16 protein-coding genes are annotated in these 16,339 nt (G+C 67.6%); all 16 read left to right on the forward strand.

The window, feature by feature from the left end; genetic code table 11:
* Positions 1 to 209: 209 nt before the first annotated feature.
* The 16 genes from BN118_RS07540 (at position 210) to BN118_RS07610 (ending at position 16,304) form a co-directional block, all read left to right on the forward strand.
* On the forward strand, positions 210 to 2,588 hold the full coding sequence (locus BN118_RS07540; RefSeq protein WP_227915014.1) for a cache domain-containing protein: 2,379 nt from the start codon (positions 210 to 212) through the stop codon (positions 2,586 to 2,588).
* Positions 2,519 to 3,082: an HD-GYP domain-containing protein gene (locus BN118_RS20745; protein WP_224019275.1), complete on the forward strand. Its 564-nt coding sequence runs from the start codon at positions 2,519 to 2,521 to the stop codon at positions 3,080 to 3,082. The genes BN118_RS07540 and BN118_RS20745 overlap by 70 nt, the downstream gene beginning before the upstream one ends.
* A gap of 223 nt (positions 3,083 to 3,305) precedes the next feature.
* Positions 3,306 to 4,658: an MmgE/PrpD family protein gene (locus BN118_RS07545; protein WP_010930057.1), complete on the forward strand. Its 1,353-nt coding sequence runs from the start codon at positions 3,306 to 3,308 to the stop codon at positions 4,656 to 4,658.
* Positions 4,659 to 4,686: 28 nt separating this feature from the next.
* Positions 4,687 to 5,208, forward strand: coding sequence for an acetyl-CoA carboxylase biotin carboxyl carrier protein (gene accB / locus BN118_RS07550; protein ID WP_004568140.1), 522 nt, complete (start codon positions 4,687 to 4,689; stop codon positions 5,206 to 5,208).
* On the forward strand, positions 5,205 to 6,659 hold the full coding sequence (locus tag BN118_RS07555) for a carboxylase (protein WP_003819989.1): 1,455 nt from the start codon (positions 5,205 to 5,207) through the stop codon (positions 6,657 to 6,659). Before accB ends, BN118_RS07555 begins: the two co-directional genes overlap by 4 nt.
* 34 nt (positions 6,660 to 6,693) lie before the next feature.
* Positions 6,694 to 6,942 (forward strand): DUF4286 family protein, encoded by a 249-nt coding sequence (locus tag BN118_RS07560; RefSeq protein WP_023852826.1) that lies wholly within the window; start codon positions 6,694 to 6,696, stop codon positions 6,940 to 6,942.
* Between the two features lie 105 nt (positions 6,943 to 7,047).
* On the forward strand, positions 7,048 to 7,923 hold the full coding sequence (locus BN118_RS07565; RefSeq protein WP_019247557.1) for an amidohydrolase family protein: 876 nt from the start codon (positions 7,048 to 7,050) through the stop codon (positions 7,921 to 7,923).
* 25 nt (positions 7,924 to 7,948) lie between these two features.
* Positions 7,949 to 9,004, forward strand: coding sequence for an SDR family oxidoreductase (locus BN118_RS07570; protein WP_014905679.1), 1,056 nt, complete (start codon positions 7,949 to 7,951; stop codon positions 9,002 to 9,004).
* Between the two features lie 12 nt (positions 9,005 to 9,016).
* Positions 9,017 to 9,808 carry a GntR family transcriptional regulator gene (locus tag BN118_RS07575; RefSeq protein ID WP_010930061.1) on the forward strand — a complete coding sequence of 264 codons (792 nt, stop codon included), beginning with the start codon at positions 9,017 to 9,019 and terminating at the stop codon, positions 9,806 to 9,808.
* Between the two features lie 32 nt (positions 9,809 to 9,840).
* The gene (gene accC, locus BN118_RS07580; protein ID WP_014905680.1) at positions 9,841 to 11,211 is read left to right on the forward strand and encodes an acetyl-CoA carboxylase biotin carboxylase subunit; all 1,371 of its coding nucleotides are present in this window, start codon (positions 9,841 to 9,843) and stop codon (positions 11,209 to 11,211) included.
* Positions 11,212 to 11,226: 15 nt separating this feature from the next.
* Positions 11,227 to 12,306 (forward strand): acyl-CoA carboxylase subunit beta, encoded by a 1,080-nt coding sequence (locus BN118_RS07585; RefSeq protein WP_023852824.1) that lies wholly within the window; start codon positions 11,227 to 11,229, stop codon positions 12,304 to 12,306.
* Positions 12,307 to 12,387: 81 nt separating this feature from the next.
* Positions 12,388 to 13,338, forward strand: a complete 951-nt coding sequence (locus BN118_RS07590) for an IS481-like element IS481 family transposase (protein WP_005012067.1) — start codon at positions 12,388 to 12,390, stop codon at positions 13,336 to 13,338.
* Positions 13,338 to 13,811, forward strand: coding sequence for a carboxyl transferase domain-containing protein (locus BN118_RS07595; RefSeq protein ID WP_041166160.1), 474 nt, complete (start codon positions 13,338 to 13,340; stop codon positions 13,809 to 13,811). Before BN118_RS07590 ends, BN118_RS07595 begins: the two co-directional genes overlap by 1 nt.
* Before the next feature lie 45 nt (positions 13,812 to 13,856).
* Positions 13,857 to 14,078 (forward strand): biotin/lipoyl-binding carrier protein, encoded by a 222-nt coding sequence (locus BN118_RS07600; RefSeq protein ID WP_003819994.1) that lies wholly within the window; start codon positions 13,857 to 13,859, stop codon positions 14,076 to 14,078.
* Positions 14,075 to 14,800 (forward strand): acetate--CoA ligase family protein, encoded by a 726-nt coding sequence (locus tag BN118_RS07605; RefSeq protein ID WP_014905681.1) that lies wholly within the window; start codon positions 14,075 to 14,077, stop codon positions 14,798 to 14,800. The genes BN118_RS07600 and BN118_RS07605 overlap by 4 nt, the downstream gene beginning before the upstream one ends.
* A 7-nt stretch (positions 14,801 to 14,807) precedes the next feature.
* Positions 14,808 to 16,304: an acetate--CoA ligase family protein gene (locus BN118_RS07610; protein ID WP_014905682.1), complete on the forward strand. Its 1,497-nt coding sequence runs from the start codon at positions 14,808 to 14,810 to the stop codon at positions 16,302 to 16,304.
* Positions 16,305 to 16,339 lie beyond the last annotated feature (35 nt).

Genomic DNA, 16,339 nt, shown 5'->3' on the forward strand with positions numbered 1-16,339 from the left:
CGGCGCCGCGGTCGCCCTGGGTTGCCCTCTCTGGAGATAATAATGGTTACTTCGGGTTTTATTTAATGGCATATTGACGCCAGTCCTTCAGGCTTGCCGGAGGGGCCGGAGGGCTGCGCCGGGGCTACCCGCGGCGGTCCGCTTCCCCGATCCAATCGCCGTGCGGCGGCGCGCAGTCCTGCCGCATGGCTCCAGCGAGGGTGTGCAAGATGGGAAATGGTGCTCGACGCTTGCGGGGCTGGCCGGTGCGCCTGCTCATCGCGGGCCTGGCCGTCGCCGCGATTTTCCTGGTCGCGGCCGTCCTGATCGCGCTGAGCTGGATGAACTCGCGCAACCTGCTGCTCGACGCGGCCGCGCGCACCGCCAACGATGCGGCGCAGATCACCTTCGAGCGCACGCGCCGGATGATCGAGCCGGCCTCGGCCACCTTGCGCACCCTGTCGTTCGATCCCATCGTGAGCGCGCCGCGCCTGCAGGACCGCCTGGAGCGCATGCGGCTGCTGGCCGAAGAGCTGGCTGCCAATCCCTTGATTTCCGCGCTGTACGTCGGTTATGACAACGGGGATTTCCTGCTGGCCCGCATGCTCGACGACCCGGGCATCCGCCAGCATTTCGGCGCGCCCGGGCAGGCCCGCTTCCTGGTGCAGACGGTCACCCGCGCGGCCGACGGCACGGCCGAGGGAGATTTCCTGTTCTACGACGGCGGGCTGAGCCCGATTACGCGCCGCAGCGAGGCCGATTACCGGTACGACCCGCGCGAGCGGCCCTGGTATGCGAACGCCGGCGAGGGCGCGGCCTTGACCATCTCCGCGCCCTATGTGTTTTTCTCGACCCGCCAGGTGGGCGTCAGCCTGTCGCGGCGGGCCGAGGGCGGCAAGGCCATCGTGGGCCTGGACATCGTGCTGGACGACCTGGGCAGGATGCTGGACGAACTGCGCATCACGCCGAGCGCCGAGCTTGCGCTGGTCGACGGCAGCGGCGCGGTGGTCGCCTACCGCGACCCGCGGGTCCTCACGGCCAGGGCCCTGGCCGCGGGAGATACGCACCTGCGGCCGCTGGACGACCTGGGGGTCGAGCCCTTGTCGGATCTGCGCCGGATCGCCCGCGACGGCCGACCCGTCTCGTATGACGTCGCAGGACATGAGTGGCTGGGGGTCATGCTGCCTTTCGACGGCTTCGACAATGTGGACATCCGCCTGCTGTTGACGGCGCCCGCCGACGAACTGCTGGGCGACCTGCAGCACGACCGCCAGCGCATGGTCCTGATCACCGGCGGCCTGATCCTGCTGTTCCTGGGCCTGGGGTGGTGGGGCGGCAGCCGCATCGGGCGGGCGCTGGAGCGCACCACCGCGCAGGCCAAGCGCATGTCCGCCTTCGATTTCAGCCGGCCGCCGGATGCGCCGGCATGGCTGCGCGAGACCAGGGAACTCAATGGCGTCATGGACAACGTCAGCAACACGGTCGAGGCCTTCCTGGCGATCAGCGACGTGCTCGGCGCCGAGCCCCGCATCGAAACCATGCTGGCGCAGGTGCTGGAGAAGTTCGTCCATGCCACGCGTTGCCGCAGCGGCGCCATCTACCTGCTGCAGAAGGACTCGCAAACCATGGCCCGGGCGGCCGTTGCCGGCGATGCGCACGGCCTGGAGGAATCGCTGCCGTGCGCCGGCGGCGGCGATGCGGCGCCCGCGGCAGGCGCCGCGGACGGCCTGCAGCGCGTCCAGTTCGAGCTGCGCAGCCGCGCCGGTCGGGTGGAGGGCCTGCTGGTGCTGCGCCACGCCCAGGACCAGGACCACGCCGCGCCGGGGTTCCAGGCCTTTGCGTTTCGCCTGACCGGCATGTTGAGCGCGGCGATCGAGACGCGGCAGTTGATCGAGTCGCAGAAGCAGTTGTTCGACGCGGTGATCCGGGTGCTCGCCGATGCGATCGACGCCAAGAGCCCCTATACCGGCGGCCACTGCGAGCGGGTGCCCGCGCTGGCGATCATGATGACCGACCGCATGTGCGCCGATACCAGCGGCCCCTACGCCGACTTCACGTTCACCGAGGACGAGCGCTACGCGTTCTACCTGGCCGCCTGGCTGCACGATTGCGGCAAGATCACCAGCGCCGAGCACATCGTGGACAAGGCCACCAAGCTGGAGGTCATCTACAACCGCATCCATGAAATCCGCATGCGTTTCGAGGTGCTGTGGCGCGACGCGGAGATCGCGCACCTGCGCGCGTGCCTGGACGGGCAGCCGGCCGCGGCCAGCGCCCAGGCGCGCGACGAACGGCAGGCGCAACTGCAGGACGACTTCCGGTTCGTCGCCGAATGCAACCTGGGCGGCGAGTTTCTCGCCGACGAGGCGATCGAGCGCCTGCGCCGGCTGGGGCAGGCAACCTGGCTGCGCCATTTCGACGATGGCCTGGGCCTGGCCGCGGCCGAGCGGCGCCGCCTCGAGGGCAGCCGCGCCGGCGCGCCGGCGCGCCGGCGCTGCCGGCCATCGAACCGCTGCTGGCCGACAAGCCGCAGCACCGGGTGGAGTGGGGCGACAACAAGCCCGCCGTCGAGCGCGACGATCCGCGCAACGCGCTGGGCTTCGACATGAAGCTGCCGGCGTACCGGCAGGACATGGGCGAACTGCACAACCTGAGCATCAGGCGCGGCACCCTGACCGACGAGGACCGCTTCGCGATCAACGACCACATCGTGCAGACCCTGATCATGCTCAAGCAGCTGCCGTGGCCGCGCCACCTGGAGCGGGTGCCGGACATCGCCGCGAACCATCACGAAAAAATGGACGGCACGGGCTATCCGCGCCGCCTGCCGGGCGAGGCGCTGCACCTGACCGAGCGGGTGATGGCGGTGGCCGACGTGTTCGAGGCGTTGACGGCCGCGGACCGTCCCTACAAGCTGCCCAAAACGCTGTCCGAATCCCTGCGCATCATGGCGGTCATGTGCAAGGAGCGGCACCTCGACACCGAGCTCTATCTGTATTTCCTGCGCAGCCGCATCTGGCTGGCTTACGCGCAGCAGCACATGAACCCGTCGCAGATCGACGACGTGGACATCGAAGCGCTGGCGCGCATCGCCCAGGGCTGACCCGCCTCTTTCATCCCCTGTCCTGAAGCCGGCCATCCGGCCGCCGCGGCGCAAGCCGCGGGCGGCCGGATGGCCGCGCCCATTCCGTTCTCCTCCCCCTGCGCAAGTCTCGCGCCGCTGGCGATGCGGGAAAACACCTAGTCATCTTAGTTAGATATCTATCTTGTACAACTTATATATAGAAGTTTAGAATTCATCGAAACACACCAACAACGGAGACGTCGTGAACATCACGCAAGAAATCGCCAAGCGGGTCGTGCAGACTTCGATCCGGGATCTGCCGGCCGATGCAGTGGGTTACTCCGAAACCTTGGCCATGAGCGCGCTGGGCGCGATGGCCGCCGGCCACCGCAGCGCGGGCGGCCGGGAAATCGTCGATTACGTCAAAAGCGCCGGCGGCGCCGCCCAGGCCACGGTGCTCGGCCACGGCCTGAAGACCAGCATGGAAATGGCCGGGCTGGCCAACGGCACCTTCGCGCACGCGACCGAATACGAGGACGACAGCTTCCCCGAGGCGGTGTCCAGCTACACGCTGTTCCCGGCCATCTTCGCCGTGGCCGAGCACGCCCAGGCAAGCGGCGCCCGCGTGGTGGAGGCCTTCGCCGCCGGCTACGAAGCGCAGGCGCGCATCGGCCTGGCGTGCCGCCAGGCGCGCCGCAACGGCTTCATGGTGCTGAGCCTGGCCGGGTCGATCGGCTGCGCCGCGTCGGCCGCCAAGCTGCTGGGCCTGGACGAGCGCCAGACCACCATGGCGCTCAGCCTTGCGGCCTCGCAAGGGGCGGGTATCGGCTACCAGACCGGCTCGATGGCGCACATCGTGGAAATGGGGTTCGCGGCCCGCAACGGCATCGCCGCCGCCCTGATGGCGGCCCAGGGCATGACCGGGCAGCCGGACGTGCTGGAGGCGCCGCGCGGGCTCATGAACATGATCACCGGCGACCAGGTCGAAGCGCCGGCCGCCATCATCGAGCACTGGGGCAGGCCGTACCGCCTGATGGAAATCGGCATCAAGTCCTATCCCTGCTGCTATCACCTGCAGCGCATCATCGAAACCACCGTGGACCTGCGCCACGCCGAAGGCCTGGCCGCCGCCGACATCGAGGAGATTTCGGTGGAGGTCAACGCGTTCTTCCCCACCGTCGTCCAGCACATGGAACCGCACGACGAGATCGAGGCGCAGTTCAGCCTGCCGCACGTGCTGGCCATCGCCATGCTGGAGGACCAGGTGGTGCCGGCCGGATTCTCCCAGGCGCGCATCGACGACGCGGCGTTCCAGGCATTCCGGCGCAAGGTCAGGCAGGTGGTGCGGGAAGACTGGGGCTGGACCCCCACGGGCTGGACGCCGCGGATCACCTACCGCCTGGCCGACGGGCGGGTGATCGTGCGCGAGCCCGAGCAGGCGCGCGGGCAGCCGCCGGCGCTGCTGACGTTCGACCAGTGCGTGCCCAAGTACCTGGGCTGCGTGCAGGGCATCTACCCCGAACAACAGGTCGAGCGCTCGATCGCGCTGCTGCGCGGGCTGGCCGGGCTGGACAGCGTCGCCGAGCTCATGCGGTGCCTGGCCACGCCCGCCTGATCCGCCGTCTTCCAATCAAAGAGCAAGGATGCTTGTGGTGAAAACAAAATTCTCCGATTTGACGCACGAAGACATTGATCGGATTCTCGAAATCGTGAACCGGGTCGACGACATCGACCTGCAGATCCAGGTCGACGGCCTGGGCCTGCGCGTACGCAAGGGCAATGTCGGCGCGCCGGTCGCGCCGCCGGCCGTGTCCGCGCCGGCCGCCGCCGAGGCGCCGGCTCCCGCGCCATCTCCCGCGCCGGCGGCGCAGCCCGCGGCCGCCCCGGCGGCCGCGCCCGCCGCGCCCGCCGCGGCGCGGCAGGACCTGCTCAGCATCACGGCGCCCATGATAGGCCGCTTCTATGCCAAGCCATCGCCCAACGATCCGGCGTTCGTGGCGCTGGGCAGCCAGGTCGGGCCGGACGACAGCGTCTGCATTCTCGAAGTGATGAAGCTGTTCAACACGGTCAAGGCCGGCGTGGCGGGCGAAATCGTCGAGATCCTGGTGCAGGAGGGCGACATGGTCGAAGAGGGCGATGTGCTGTTCCGGGTGAAGCCGCAATGAGCCGCCGCATAGGAATCATCGACACGACGCTGCGCGACGCCCAGCAATGCCTGTGGGCGACGCGGATGACGGCCGGCATGATGGACCCGATCGCCCAGGCGCTGGACGAGGCGGGGTTCGACATGATCGATTTCATGGCCCCGGTGCAGTTCGATGTGTGCGTGCGCTACCTGCGCGAGGACCCGTTCGAGAAGGCGCGCCACTTCCGCAAGCGCTTTCGCAACACGCCCATGCGCAGCTATTGCCGCAGCAAGAGCCTGGTCGGGTTCAGCATGGTGCCCGACGACATGGTCGAGCTGTGGATCGATTGCCTGGCGGCCAACGGCTTCAGCGCGGTCGGCACGCTCGATTCGCTGCTGGACGTCGACAACATGAAGGTCAGCGTCCGGCGCGCCAAGAAGATCGGCATCAAGTCGATCGGCGCGCTGGTGTTCTGCGAAAGCCCCCTGCATACCGACGCGCTGTATGCCGGCACGGCCGCCGAGCTGGTGCGCTGCGGCGTGGACGGCATCATGCTCAAGGACTCCGGCGCCCTGCTGACGATCGAGCGCATCCGCACGCTCATCCCGGCGCTGCGCGCCGCCGTCGGCGACATCCCGATCGAAGTGCACAGCCACAGCAATACCGGCCTGGTCCAGCGCGTCTACCTGGACGCGGCCGACCTGGGCATCGACCAGCTGCATACCTCGATCGCGCCGCTGGCCGGCGGCGTGGCGCAGCCCTCCATACAGAACATGACGCGCAATCTCGCGCAGCGCGGCTACCGCACCGACGTGGACATGGCGCGGGTCGAGGAGATCAGCGCCTATCTGCACCGGCTGGCGGCCCGCTACGACTTCCCGCTGGGCAAGCCGATGGAATACGACGAATTCCATTATCGGCACCAGATGCCGGGCGGCATGACGGAGAACTGGCGCTTCCAGTTGCGCCAGGCGGGGCTGGAGAACCGCTTCGAGGAAATCCTCGAAGAGATCGGCCGCGTGCGCGAGGACCTGGCCTGGCCGATCATGGTGACGCCGTTCTCGCAGATCATCGGCGTGCAGGCCATGCTCAACGTGGTCAACGGCGAGCGCTACCGCGCCGTGCCCGACGAAGTGAAGATGTACGCGCTGGGCCACTTCGGCAGGCTGCTGGGGCCGGTCGAGCCCAACGCCCTGGACCGCATCGTCGCCAACGGCTCGCCCGATGTCGGCCTGACGCCGCAACCGAAGGATCCCGCCTTGCCGGGGCTGCGCAAGGCCAATCCCGGCATGACCGACGAGGAACTGCTGCTGCGCTACATGTTCCCGGCCGACGACGTCGAGGCGACGCTGGGCTGCAAGCCGCTGAAGCTGACCGTTCCCGCCGGCGGGCCGATCGTCAGGCTGATCGAGGAAATCCTGCCGCGCGCCGGCATACGCCATTTCGAATTGCGCAGCCAGTCCGAACACATTTCGTTCACGCGACCCTGAACCGGTCCCGGTTTCGTTGCCACGGAGAATCCGCATGACACAGCCCGCCGCTTCTTCCCACGCCGTCATCGTGATGTACGACGCGCCCGCCGAACTGGACGCCTGGATGCACGGCGACCACTACCGCGAGGTGCTGGCCACCCCGGGCGTGACGGGCGTGCGCCGCTACGAGGTGCTGGACGGGCCGCAAGCCTGCCGCAAGTACCTCGCCGTGATCGAGACCGACGACCTGGACGCCACGCTGGCGTGGCGCGACAGCGAAGCCGGCGCGCGCTCGCAGTAGGACGCCAACCAGCGCGGCGTCGCCAACCGCCTCGGCCTGACCTGCAGGCGCATCTATTGAGATGCCCGCGACGCGCCCAACCCACCTGACCCAAGGACTACAAGAATGATCATGCCTCCCATCCTCGACATGCGGCTGCGGCCGCCCGTTCCGGCCTGGACCAAGGGTTCGTTGTTCCGCACGGCCATGCACTATCCGCGCCATAACCTGACGTTCAAGGGCGCGCGCTCGGCCTGGCTCGAGGACGTCGGGCTGCTGTTCGAGGAAATGGACTCGGCCGGCATCCGCTATGGCGTGGCCATGGGCCGGGCTTCCAGCGGGGCCGGCAATCTGGGCGGCGTGGCCAACCAGGACATCGTCGACCTGCTGGCCACCTACCCCGACCGCTTTCTCGGTTTCCTGGGCGTGGATCTGGACAACATCGCGGGCAGCTTGGCGGAGATCCGCGAGCTGGCCGGCGCTCCCGGCGTCAAGGAGATTTCCATCGAGCCCGGCTCGGCCCGGGTTCCGCGCTGGTCGGACGACAAGACCCTGGATCCGGTCTACGAACTGGCGCTGGAGCTCAAGCTGCCGGTGTCGATCTCGCTGTCCGGCCTGCTGTCGGCGCTGGCCGGCCACGACATCACCTGGTCCAGCCCGGTGTCGATCCAGCGGGTGGCCCAGCGCTACCGCGACCTGAAGATCGTGGTGTCGCACGCCGCCTGGCCCTATGCCGACGAGATGGTCGTGGTGGCGCTGGCCTGCCCCAACATCTACGTATCGCCGGACCTGTACGCGTCGACGCGCGGCATGATCTGCGCCGACAGCTACGTCAAGGGCGCGAACATGTTCCTGGAGGACCGCACCCTGTTCGGCACCGCGTATCCGGTCAAGGACATCCAGGATTCCCTGCGCGACTTCCTGCAGCTGGGCTGGCGCGAGGACATCATCCACAAGGTGCTGTGGACCAACGCCGCCCGCCTGCTGGGCGTGGACAAGTAACGCGGCGGCCAGGACGGAGAACGACGTGAAGAGGACAGCGCTGATCGCCGGACCGTACGGCATCGTGGGCAACGCGCTCGTGCAGCATCTGGCGCGCGACGCGGCCTGGGATGTCGTGACGATCTCCCGGCGCCAGGAAGCCGCGCTGCCTGGCGTGCGGCATATCGCGGCCGACCTGCTGGACGCGGCCCAGGCCGAGGCCGCGCTGGCCGCCTTCCCCGGCATCACGCATGTCTTCTATTGCGCCTATGCGCCGCGCCCCACCCTGGGCGAGGAGGCCGCACCCAACCTGGCCAGGCTGGCCAACCTGGTGTCGGCGGTGGACAGGTACGCGCGCGGGCTCGAGCGCGTCGTGCTGGTGCACGGAACGAAATGGTACGGCAATCACCTGGGGCCGTTCCGCACCCCGGCGCGCGAGGACGATGCGCGCCACTGCCCGCCCAATTTCTATTACGACCAGCAGGACTGGATCGCCGCGCGCCAGCGCGAGTCCGGACGCTGGAGCTGGACCGCGTTCCGGCCGCACGGCATCTTCGGCTATGCCCTGGGCAGCCCCATGAACCACCTCATGGCCCTGTCCCTGTATGCCTCGGTCATGAAGGCCGTGGCGACGCCCTTGAAGTTCCCCGGCACGCCGGCGGCCTTCGCGGCGCTCAACCAGTGCACCGACGCCCGGCTGCTGGCGCGCGCCATGGCCTGGTCGGTGGATGTCGCGGCCTGCGAGAACGAGGCCTTCAATTTCCACAACGGCGAGCCCGAGCGCTGGGCCAATCTCTGGCCGGCGGTCGCCGAGGCGTTCGGCATGCAGGCGGGGGGCGTGCAGCAGATACGCCTGGCCGCCATGATGCCGGCCAACGAGGCCGCCTGGCAGGCGATCTGCCAGCGGCAGGGGCTGCGTCATTTTCCCCTGGAGGCCTATGTCAACTGGTCGTTTGCCGATTGGGTCTATTCCAACGGCTTCGACCAGGTCTGCAGCCTGTACAAGCTCCGCCGCGCGGGATGGACGGAAATTCTTTTATTTGACGATATGCTCAAGTCTATGCTTTCGGATTTACGGCAACGGAAGCTGCTTCCAGCATAACCAGGACCCACCATGGCTCAAATGAAAGATAACAACGTCTCGAATCGCGCGACCCTCGTCCTGTATGAGAACCGCTCCATCCCGCTCTATCGGATGATCAAGGAGGAGCTGATCCGGTTCGTGCAGAAGAAAGGCATCAAATCCGGCATGGCGCTGCCCGGCGACAACGAACTGGCCAGCCAGTTCGGCGTCAGCGTGGGCACCGTGCGCCGGGCCATTGCCGAGCTGGTCTCGGAGCGCATCGTCATCCGGCAGCAGGGGCGCGGCACCTTCCTGGCCCCCTACGACACCAGCCGCATGCTCAATTCGTTCTGGCACATCGAGCGGCGCGATGGCGTGGTAGACGTGCCGCTGGTGTCGACCCACGGCTTTTCCCAGGCGTCGGCCACCGAGGAGGTGGCGCAGAAACTGGCGCTGCAGCCAGGCGACCCGGTCTTCGTCATCAAGAACTCGATGACGATGCAGGGCACGCCGGTGCTGCTCGACACGATTTATGTTCCGGTGCGCACGTTCGAGGGCCTGACCCGCGAGAAGCTGAGCGCGCGCGACGCCACCATCTATGACTTCTACCGCGAACAGTACGGCATCAATATCGTCAAGACGATAGACCGCGTCAGCGCGACCGTTGCCGACAAGGACACGGCCAAGCGCCTGGGTTGCAAGCTGGGCGCGTCCATGCTGCGCATCCTGCGCGTGGCGTACAGCTTTGGAGATACGCCGATCGAGTATCGCTGCAGCCTGCTCGATTCGGAGAATCACGAATACGTCGATGTCACCGGCGGAGACACCAGCCGCTACGGTTGACATCGGGAACCCTTCATTCAAGAGGCCAATCCATGAAACTGAAAAAGGTATTGATTGCGAACAGGGGAGAGATCGCCCTGCGTATCATCCGCGCGTGCCGGGAGATGGACATACGGACCGTCCAGGTCTACTCCAGCGCGGATGAGGATTCATTGCCTGTCAGGTTGGCCGATGAAGCGGCCCCCATCGGCGGCCCCGAGCCGTCGGCAAGCTACCTGAACATCGCGGCGCTGATCGCCGCCGCGCGCGAGCATGGCTGCGACGCCATCCATCCCGGCTACGGCTTCCTGTCCGAGAACGAAGACTTCGCCCAGGCCTGCATCGACGCCGGCATCGTCTTCATCGGCCCGGACCCCGGCGCGATCCGCATGATGGGCGACAAGGCGCAGGCCCGCAAGATCGCCAAGGAGGCGGGCGTGCCCATCGTACCGGGCTCGCCCGAGCCGGTCAGCGACGTCGAGGAGGCCATCAGGGTGGCCCGCGAGGTCGGCTATCCGTTGCTGGTCAAGGCGGCGGCGGGCGGCGGCGGGCGCGGCATGCGCGTGATCCAGGGCGAGGCGCAGCTGCGCGAGGGGCTGGAGCGCGCGTCGATGGAGACCAAGTCGGCCTTCGGCGACGGCTCCGTCTATATCGAACGCTATATCTCGCCCGTGCGCCACGTCGAGATCCAGGTGTTCGGCGATGGCGAGGACGTCATCCACCTGGGCGAGCGGGAATGCTCGATCCAGCGCCGCCACCAGAAGCTGCTGGAGGAAAGCCCGTCGCCGGTGCTGTCCGACGAAACGCGGCAGCGCATGGGCGAGGCGGCCTGCGCGCTGGCGCGCGCGGTCAAGTATCGCGGCGCGGGCACGCTGGAGTTCGTCATGGACGGCAAGAGCGGCGAATTCTTCTTCATCGAAATGAATACGCGCATCCAGGTCGAGCACCCCGTCACGGAAACCGTCACGGGCGTGGACCTGGTCAGGCTCCAGCTGGCGGTGGCCGCCGGCGGCAGGCTGGGCCTGCGCCAGCAGGACATCGTCATGAAGGGGCACGCGATCGAATGCCGCATCAACGCGGAGGATCCGCAGAAGGCGTTCATGCCCAGCCCGGGCACGGTCAACGATATCCGGCTGCCTTCGGGGCCGGGCGTGCGCATGGATTCGCACGTGTACCGCGGCTACAAGCTGCCGCCGTACTACGACTCGCTGCTGGGCAAGCTGATCGTCTGGGACGAGTCGCGCGAGAAAGCCATCGCCCGCATGCTGCGCGCGCTGGGCGAACTGGAGATCGTCGGCGTGAAGACGACCAAGGAATTCCACGAACGGCTCATGCGAGACGAGGATTTCATCGCCGGCAATGTCAGCACCCAGTTCGTCAAGGAAAAGCTGTACGCCGACCACCCCATGTGCCATTTGCTCTGAGAAGGTAAGCCTCACATGTCACACGAAGAACTGCTTGTCGATTATGCCGCCCGCAAGGACCATGCGCTGGGCATGGGCGGCCCGGCCAAGCTGGAGAAGCGCCGCGCCGAAGGCGTGCTGAACGCGCGTGAACGGCTCGAGCTCCTGCTCGATCCGGGCACCTTCGAGGAAAGCGGCCTGTTCGCGGTGTCGCACCGCAAGGAAGTGGCCGAGCGCACCCCGGCCGACGGCAAGATCGCCGGCTACGGCAAGGTCCAGGCGCGCAAGGTGGCGGTGGTGGCCAACGACTTCACCGTGATGGGCGCATCCAGCTCGGTGGTCAACGGCAAGAAGATCCGCCATATGCGCGAAGTGGCCACCAAAAACGGTCTGCCGCTGATCTTCCTGGGCGAATCCACCGGCGCGCGCATGCCCGACCGCATGGGCGCCGAGGGCCGCGCGATCCTGGGGCAGGATCCCTACGAGTACCGCCGCCTGCGCGAAACCCCCTGGGTGAGCGCGCTGCTCGGGCCGTGCTACGGGTCCTCCACGTGGTACGCCTGCCTCTCGGATTTCGTCGTCATGCGCCGCGGCGCCACCATGGCGGTGGCGAGCGGGCGGGTCACGTCCAAGGCCATCCGCCAGGAGATCGACTCGGAGGAGCTCGGCGGCTGGCGCATGCACACGCAGTCCACCGGCCTGGTCGACGCGCTGGCGGAAACCGACGAGGAAGCGCTGGAGATCGTCAAGAAGTGGCTGGCCTATTTTCCCAGCAACCAGAACGAGCCGCCGCCGCGCCAGGCCGTCACGCCGGAAAGCGTGCCCGACACCGGGGCGATCCTGCAGCACGTGCCGACCGACAGCAACAAGGTCTATGACGTGCGCAAGGCGATCGACTGCATCGTCGACCGCGACAGCGTGATGGAGCTCAAGGCCAGGTTCGGCCGTTCCATCTGCACCATGGTCGCGCGCCTGGACGGCCATCCGGTCGGCATCCTGGCGAGCAACCCGATGTTCAAGGGCGGGGCGATCGACGTGGACGCCTGCAATAAGGCCATCTCGTTCCTGGTGCTGTGCGACTCGTTCAACATCCCGCTAGTTGTGAAGATTCAATAGGTTGTATGCATGGTTCATCCGAACCGGATTTGAGAAACTGGAAATCGCCGACCCCCCAGTTCACTCAAGGAGCCCGGCCGGATGAACACCCATAAGCATGCCCGATTGACCTTCCTACGTCGCCTCGAAATGGTCCAGCAATTGATCGCCCATCAAGTTTGTGTGCCTGAAGCGGCCCGCGCCTATGGGGTCACCGCGCCGACTGTGCGCAAATGGCTGGGCCGCTTCCTGGCTCAGGGCCAGGCGGGCTTGGCCGATGCGTCCTCGCGCCCGACGGTCTCGCCCCGAGCGATTGCGCCGGCCAAGGCGCTGGCTATCGTGGAGCTGCGCCGCAAGCGGCTGACCCAAGCGCGCATCGCCCAGGCGCTGGGCGTGTCAGCCAGCACCGTCAGCCGCGTCCTGGCCCGCGCCGGTCTGTCGCACCTGGCCGACCTGGAGCCGGCCGAGCCGGTGGTGCGCTACGAGCATCAGGCCCCCGGCGATCTGCTGCACATCGACATCAAGAAGCTGGGACGTATCCAGCGCCCTGGCCACCGGGTCACGGGCAACCGACGCGATACCGTTGAGGGGGCCGGCTGGGACTTCGTCTTCGTGGCCATCGATGACCACGCCCGCGTGGCCTTCACCGACATCCACCCCGACGAGCGCTTCCCCAGCGCCGTCCAGTTCCTCAAGGACGCAGTGGCCTACTACCAGCGCCTGGGCGTGACCATCCAGCGCTTGCTCACCGACAATGGCTCGGCCTTTCGCAGCCGCGCCTTCGCCGCGCTGTGCCATGAGCTGGGCATCAAGCACCGCTTTACCCGACCTTACCGCCCACAGACCAATGGCAAGGCCGAACGCTTCATCCAGTCGGCCTTGCGTGAGTGGGCTTACGCTCACACCTACCAGAACTCCCAACACCGAGCCGATGCCATGAAATCCTGGCTACACCACTACAACTGGCATCGACCCCACCAAGGCATCGGGCGCGCTGTACCCATCTCCAGACTCAACCTGGACGAATACAACCTATTGACAGTTCACAGCTAGTGTTCCTGGTCGACCAGCCGGGCTTCCTGATCGGCATCGAGGGCGAGCGGCGCGCCGCGCCGGGCCGGATCATGAACTGGATGAACGCGATCTCGCTGGTCACCGTGCCCAAGATCTCGGTGATCATGCGCAAGAGCTATGGCCAGGCCTACCTGAACATGGGCGGCGGCAGGAACTCCGACGAAGTGCTGGCCTGGCCCAGCGCGGACCTGGGCTTCATGGCGCCCGGCGTCGGCGCCAACGTGCTGTTCGGCGTCAACGAGCAGGACGACCCCGAGCGCTATCGCGAACTGGTGGCGCAACTGTCCAAGGACACCTCGGCCTGGGGGCTGGCCGCCCTGTACGAAACGCATGCGGTGATCGATCCGCGCGAGACGCGCGCGCATCTCATCCGCCTGCTGGACATCCATCGCGGCGCGCAGGGCCGCCGCATCGGACAGCACCTGCTGTCGAACTGGCCCACTACCTATTGAGCGGCCGGCGCGCCGGTCCCAACCTTATCGAGAGTCGAGCACATCATGGCCAATGTAGAAGTGATTTCGGAAGTCAGCGGTTCCGTGTGGAAAGTGCTGGTGGCGGCGGGCGACACGGTCGCCGAAGACCAGGAGATCGCCATCCTGGAATCCATGAAGATGGAGATCCCGGTGCTGGCGCCGTGCGGCGGCACCATCGGCGACCTGCGCCTGGAAGTCGGCGCGCCGGTCAGCGAAGGCGACGTGATCGCGGTGATCAGCGAATGAGCCCCGCGCCCATGGACCAGCGCGAGCTCTCGTCCATCCTGCGCCAGGCCCTGGAGGCGGGGCGCGGCGCGCTCGACGAACCGACCGGCAAGCGCATCCTCGCCGGCCATGGCATCACCGTGCCCAGGTCCGTGGTGCTGCCCGCCGACGCGTCGTTCGCGCAGGTCGAGGGCCAGTTGGCCCAACCCTATGTCCTGAAGCTGATCTCGCCCGACGTGATCCACAAGACCGAGATGGGCGGGGTGCGGCTCAACCTGGCCAGACCGGCGGCGCTGCGGCAGGCGGCCGGCGAGATGCGCCAGCGCGTCGAGCAGGCCGGCGCGCGGGTCGAGGGCTGGCTGGTCGAGGAAATGGCCGAGCCCGGCGTGGAAGTGGTGGTGGGCGGACTGCGCGATCCCGAGTTCGGTCCGATGGTGATGATCGGCCTGGGCGGCATTTTCGTCGAGGTCTTCCAGGACGTGGCGTTCCGCATCTGCCCGGTCACGCGCGAGGACGCGCTCGACATGATAGGGGAGTTGCGAAGCAGCCCCTTGCTCGCGGGCGCGCGCGGCAAGCAGGCGGTCAGCATCGACGCGCTGGTCGAGACCATCCTGCGCGTGGGCGGCGAGGGCGGCGTGCTGCTGGCCGGCCAGCCCGAGGTGGCCGAGCTGGACATCAATCCGCTCATCGTATCGCCGCGCGGCGCCGTCGCGGTCGACGCCCGATTCATCCTGACGCAGTGAGAGCAGCATGACTGAACCCAAGATTCTCGATTCGCTTTTCCAGCCGAAAAGCATCGCCGTTGTCGGCGCGTCGGCCTCGACGGTGTCCGGCGGCAACCGCTTCATCCGCAACCTGCGCGCTTTCGGCTATGCCGGGCCGATCTATCCGGTGCACCCCAGCGCCGGCGAGATCGAGGGCCTGCCGGTCTTCGCGTCGCTGGAGGCCCTGCCGGAGACGGTCGATTACGCCTACGTGGCGACGGCCGCCGAGCGGGTGCCCGGGGTGATACGCAGCGGGCGCGGCAAAGTGCGCGTGGCCCAGGTCATGTCCAGCGGGTTCGGCGAGACCCAGGAAGGCGACGCGCTGCAGCGGGACCTGCTGGCCGCGGCGCTCGACGCCAACGTGCGCGTGGTGGGCCCGAACTGTCTGGGGGTGTATTCGCCGCGCGCGCGCGTCAGCTTCACCCGCCGCGTCACCGACGAGGCGGGCCATGTCGGCGTCATCTGCCAGAGCGGCGGGCTGGGCACCGACATCATCCGGCGCGGCCAGCAGCGCGGCCTGCGTTTCAGCGGCCTGGTCACCATCGGCAACGCCGTCGATGTCAGCGCCTCGGAACTGCTGGAGTATTTCCTGGCGGACGAGCAGACGCGCGTCATAGGCATGTATCTCGAAAGCGCCCGCGACGGACGCCGCCTGTTCGAGGTGCTGCGCCAGGCGGGATGCCGCAAGCCGGTGGTCCTGCTCAAGGGCGGCGGCACCGCGCAGGGACGGCGCGCCGCGTCTTCGCACACCGGTGCGCTGGCCGGCAGCGAGCAGGCCTGGGCCGCGCTGGGCAAGCAGACCGGCATGCCCATCGTCGACACGCTGGACGAGTTCCTCGACGTGCTGCTGCTGTGCCAGTGCCTGCTGCCCCGCTCCCAGCCGACGCGCACCATCGCCTTGTTCGGCAACGGCGGCGGCACCAGCGTGCTGGGCACCGACGCCTGCGGCCGCGCCGGCTTCTCGGTGCCGCCGTTCGCGGCGGACACGCTGGCCGCGCTGGAGGCGCTCAAGCTGCCGGCAGGCTCGTCGGTGCTCAACCCGGTGGACGTGCCGGCCGGCGCCCTGCAGCAGAACGAGGGCAGGGCGGCGACCGACATCGTGCGCATCCTCGCGCAGGACGACAGCATCGACGCCGTCATCATCCACGCCAACATGACGGTGATCACCGACTTCCAGCACGTGGACATGCTGAAGAACATCATCGCCGCCGTGACGCAGGCCAGGCAGCACGGCCGCGGCGTGGCGCACCTGATCCTCGTACTGCGCTCGGACGGCGACGCGGAGATCGAGGAAAGAAAACGCGGTTACCGGCGCGATTCCGTGCAGGCGGGCATTCCCGTGTTCAACGAGATTGCCGAGGCAGCCAAGGCCCTGGCCTGCCTGCGCGTCATCGAGGCCGTGCGTTGCCGGCGTGAGCAACCGTCGATCCCCGTGGATGGGCGGTCGCGGTCCGCGCCGGAGTCTGCAAGCCAGGCGTCCTGACCAAACGGACCCAATACATAAAAACCTAGGAGACA

Source organism: Bordetella pertussis 18323, assembly GCF_000306945.1.
GTDB lineage: Bacteria > Pseudomonadota > Gammaproteobacteria > Burkholderiales > Burkholderiaceae_B > Bordetella > Bordetella pertussis.

Bases quoted from the DNA above. Each gene is read 5' to 3' on its own strand.
- BN118_RS07540 (WP_227915014.1), top strand. From the start codon at position 210: ATGGGAAATGGTGCTCGACGCTTGCGGGGCTGGCCGGTGCGCCTGCTC.
- accB (WP_004568140.1), top strand. From the start codon at position 4,687: ATGCTTGTGGTGAAAACAAAATTCTCCGATTTGACGCACGAAGACATT.
- BN118_RS07555 (WP_003819989.1), top strand. From the start codon at position 5,205: ATGAGCCGCCGCATAGGAATCATCGACACGACGCTGCGCGACGCCCAG.
- BN118_RS07560 (WP_023852826.1), top strand. From the start codon at position 6,694: ATGACACAGCCCGCCGCTTCTTCCCACGCCGTCATCGTGATGTACGAC.
- BN118_RS07565 (WP_019247557.1), top strand. From the start codon at position 7,048: ATGATCATGCCTCCCATCCTCGACATGCGGCTGCGGCCGCCCGTTCCG.
- BN118_RS07575 (WP_010930061.1), top strand. From the start codon at position 9,017: ATGGCTCAAATGAAAGATAACAACGTCTCGAATCGCGCGACCCTCGTC.
- accC (WP_014905680.1), top strand. From the start codon at position 9,841: ATGAAACTGAAAAAGGTATTGATTGCGAACAGGGGAGAGATCGCCCTG.
- BN118_RS07585 (WP_023852824.1), top strand. From the start codon at position 11,227: ATGTCACACGAAGAACTGCTTGTCGATTATGCCGCCCGCAAGGACCAT.
- BN118_RS07590 (WP_005012067.1), top strand. From the start codon at position 12,388: ATGAACACCCATAAGCATGCCCGATTGACCTTCCTACGTCGCCTCGAA.
- BN118_RS07600 (WP_003819994.1), top strand. From the start codon at position 13,857: ATGGCCAATGTAGAAGTGATTTCGGAAGTCAGCGGTTCCGTGTGGAAA.
- BN118_RS07605 (WP_014905681.1), top strand. From the start codon at position 14,075: ATGAGCCCCGCGCCCATGGACCAGCGCGAGCTCTCGTCCATCCTGCGC.
- BN118_RS07610 (WP_014905682.1), top strand. From the start codon at position 14,808: ATGACTGAACCCAAGATTCTCGATTCGCTTTTCCAGCCGAAAAGCATC.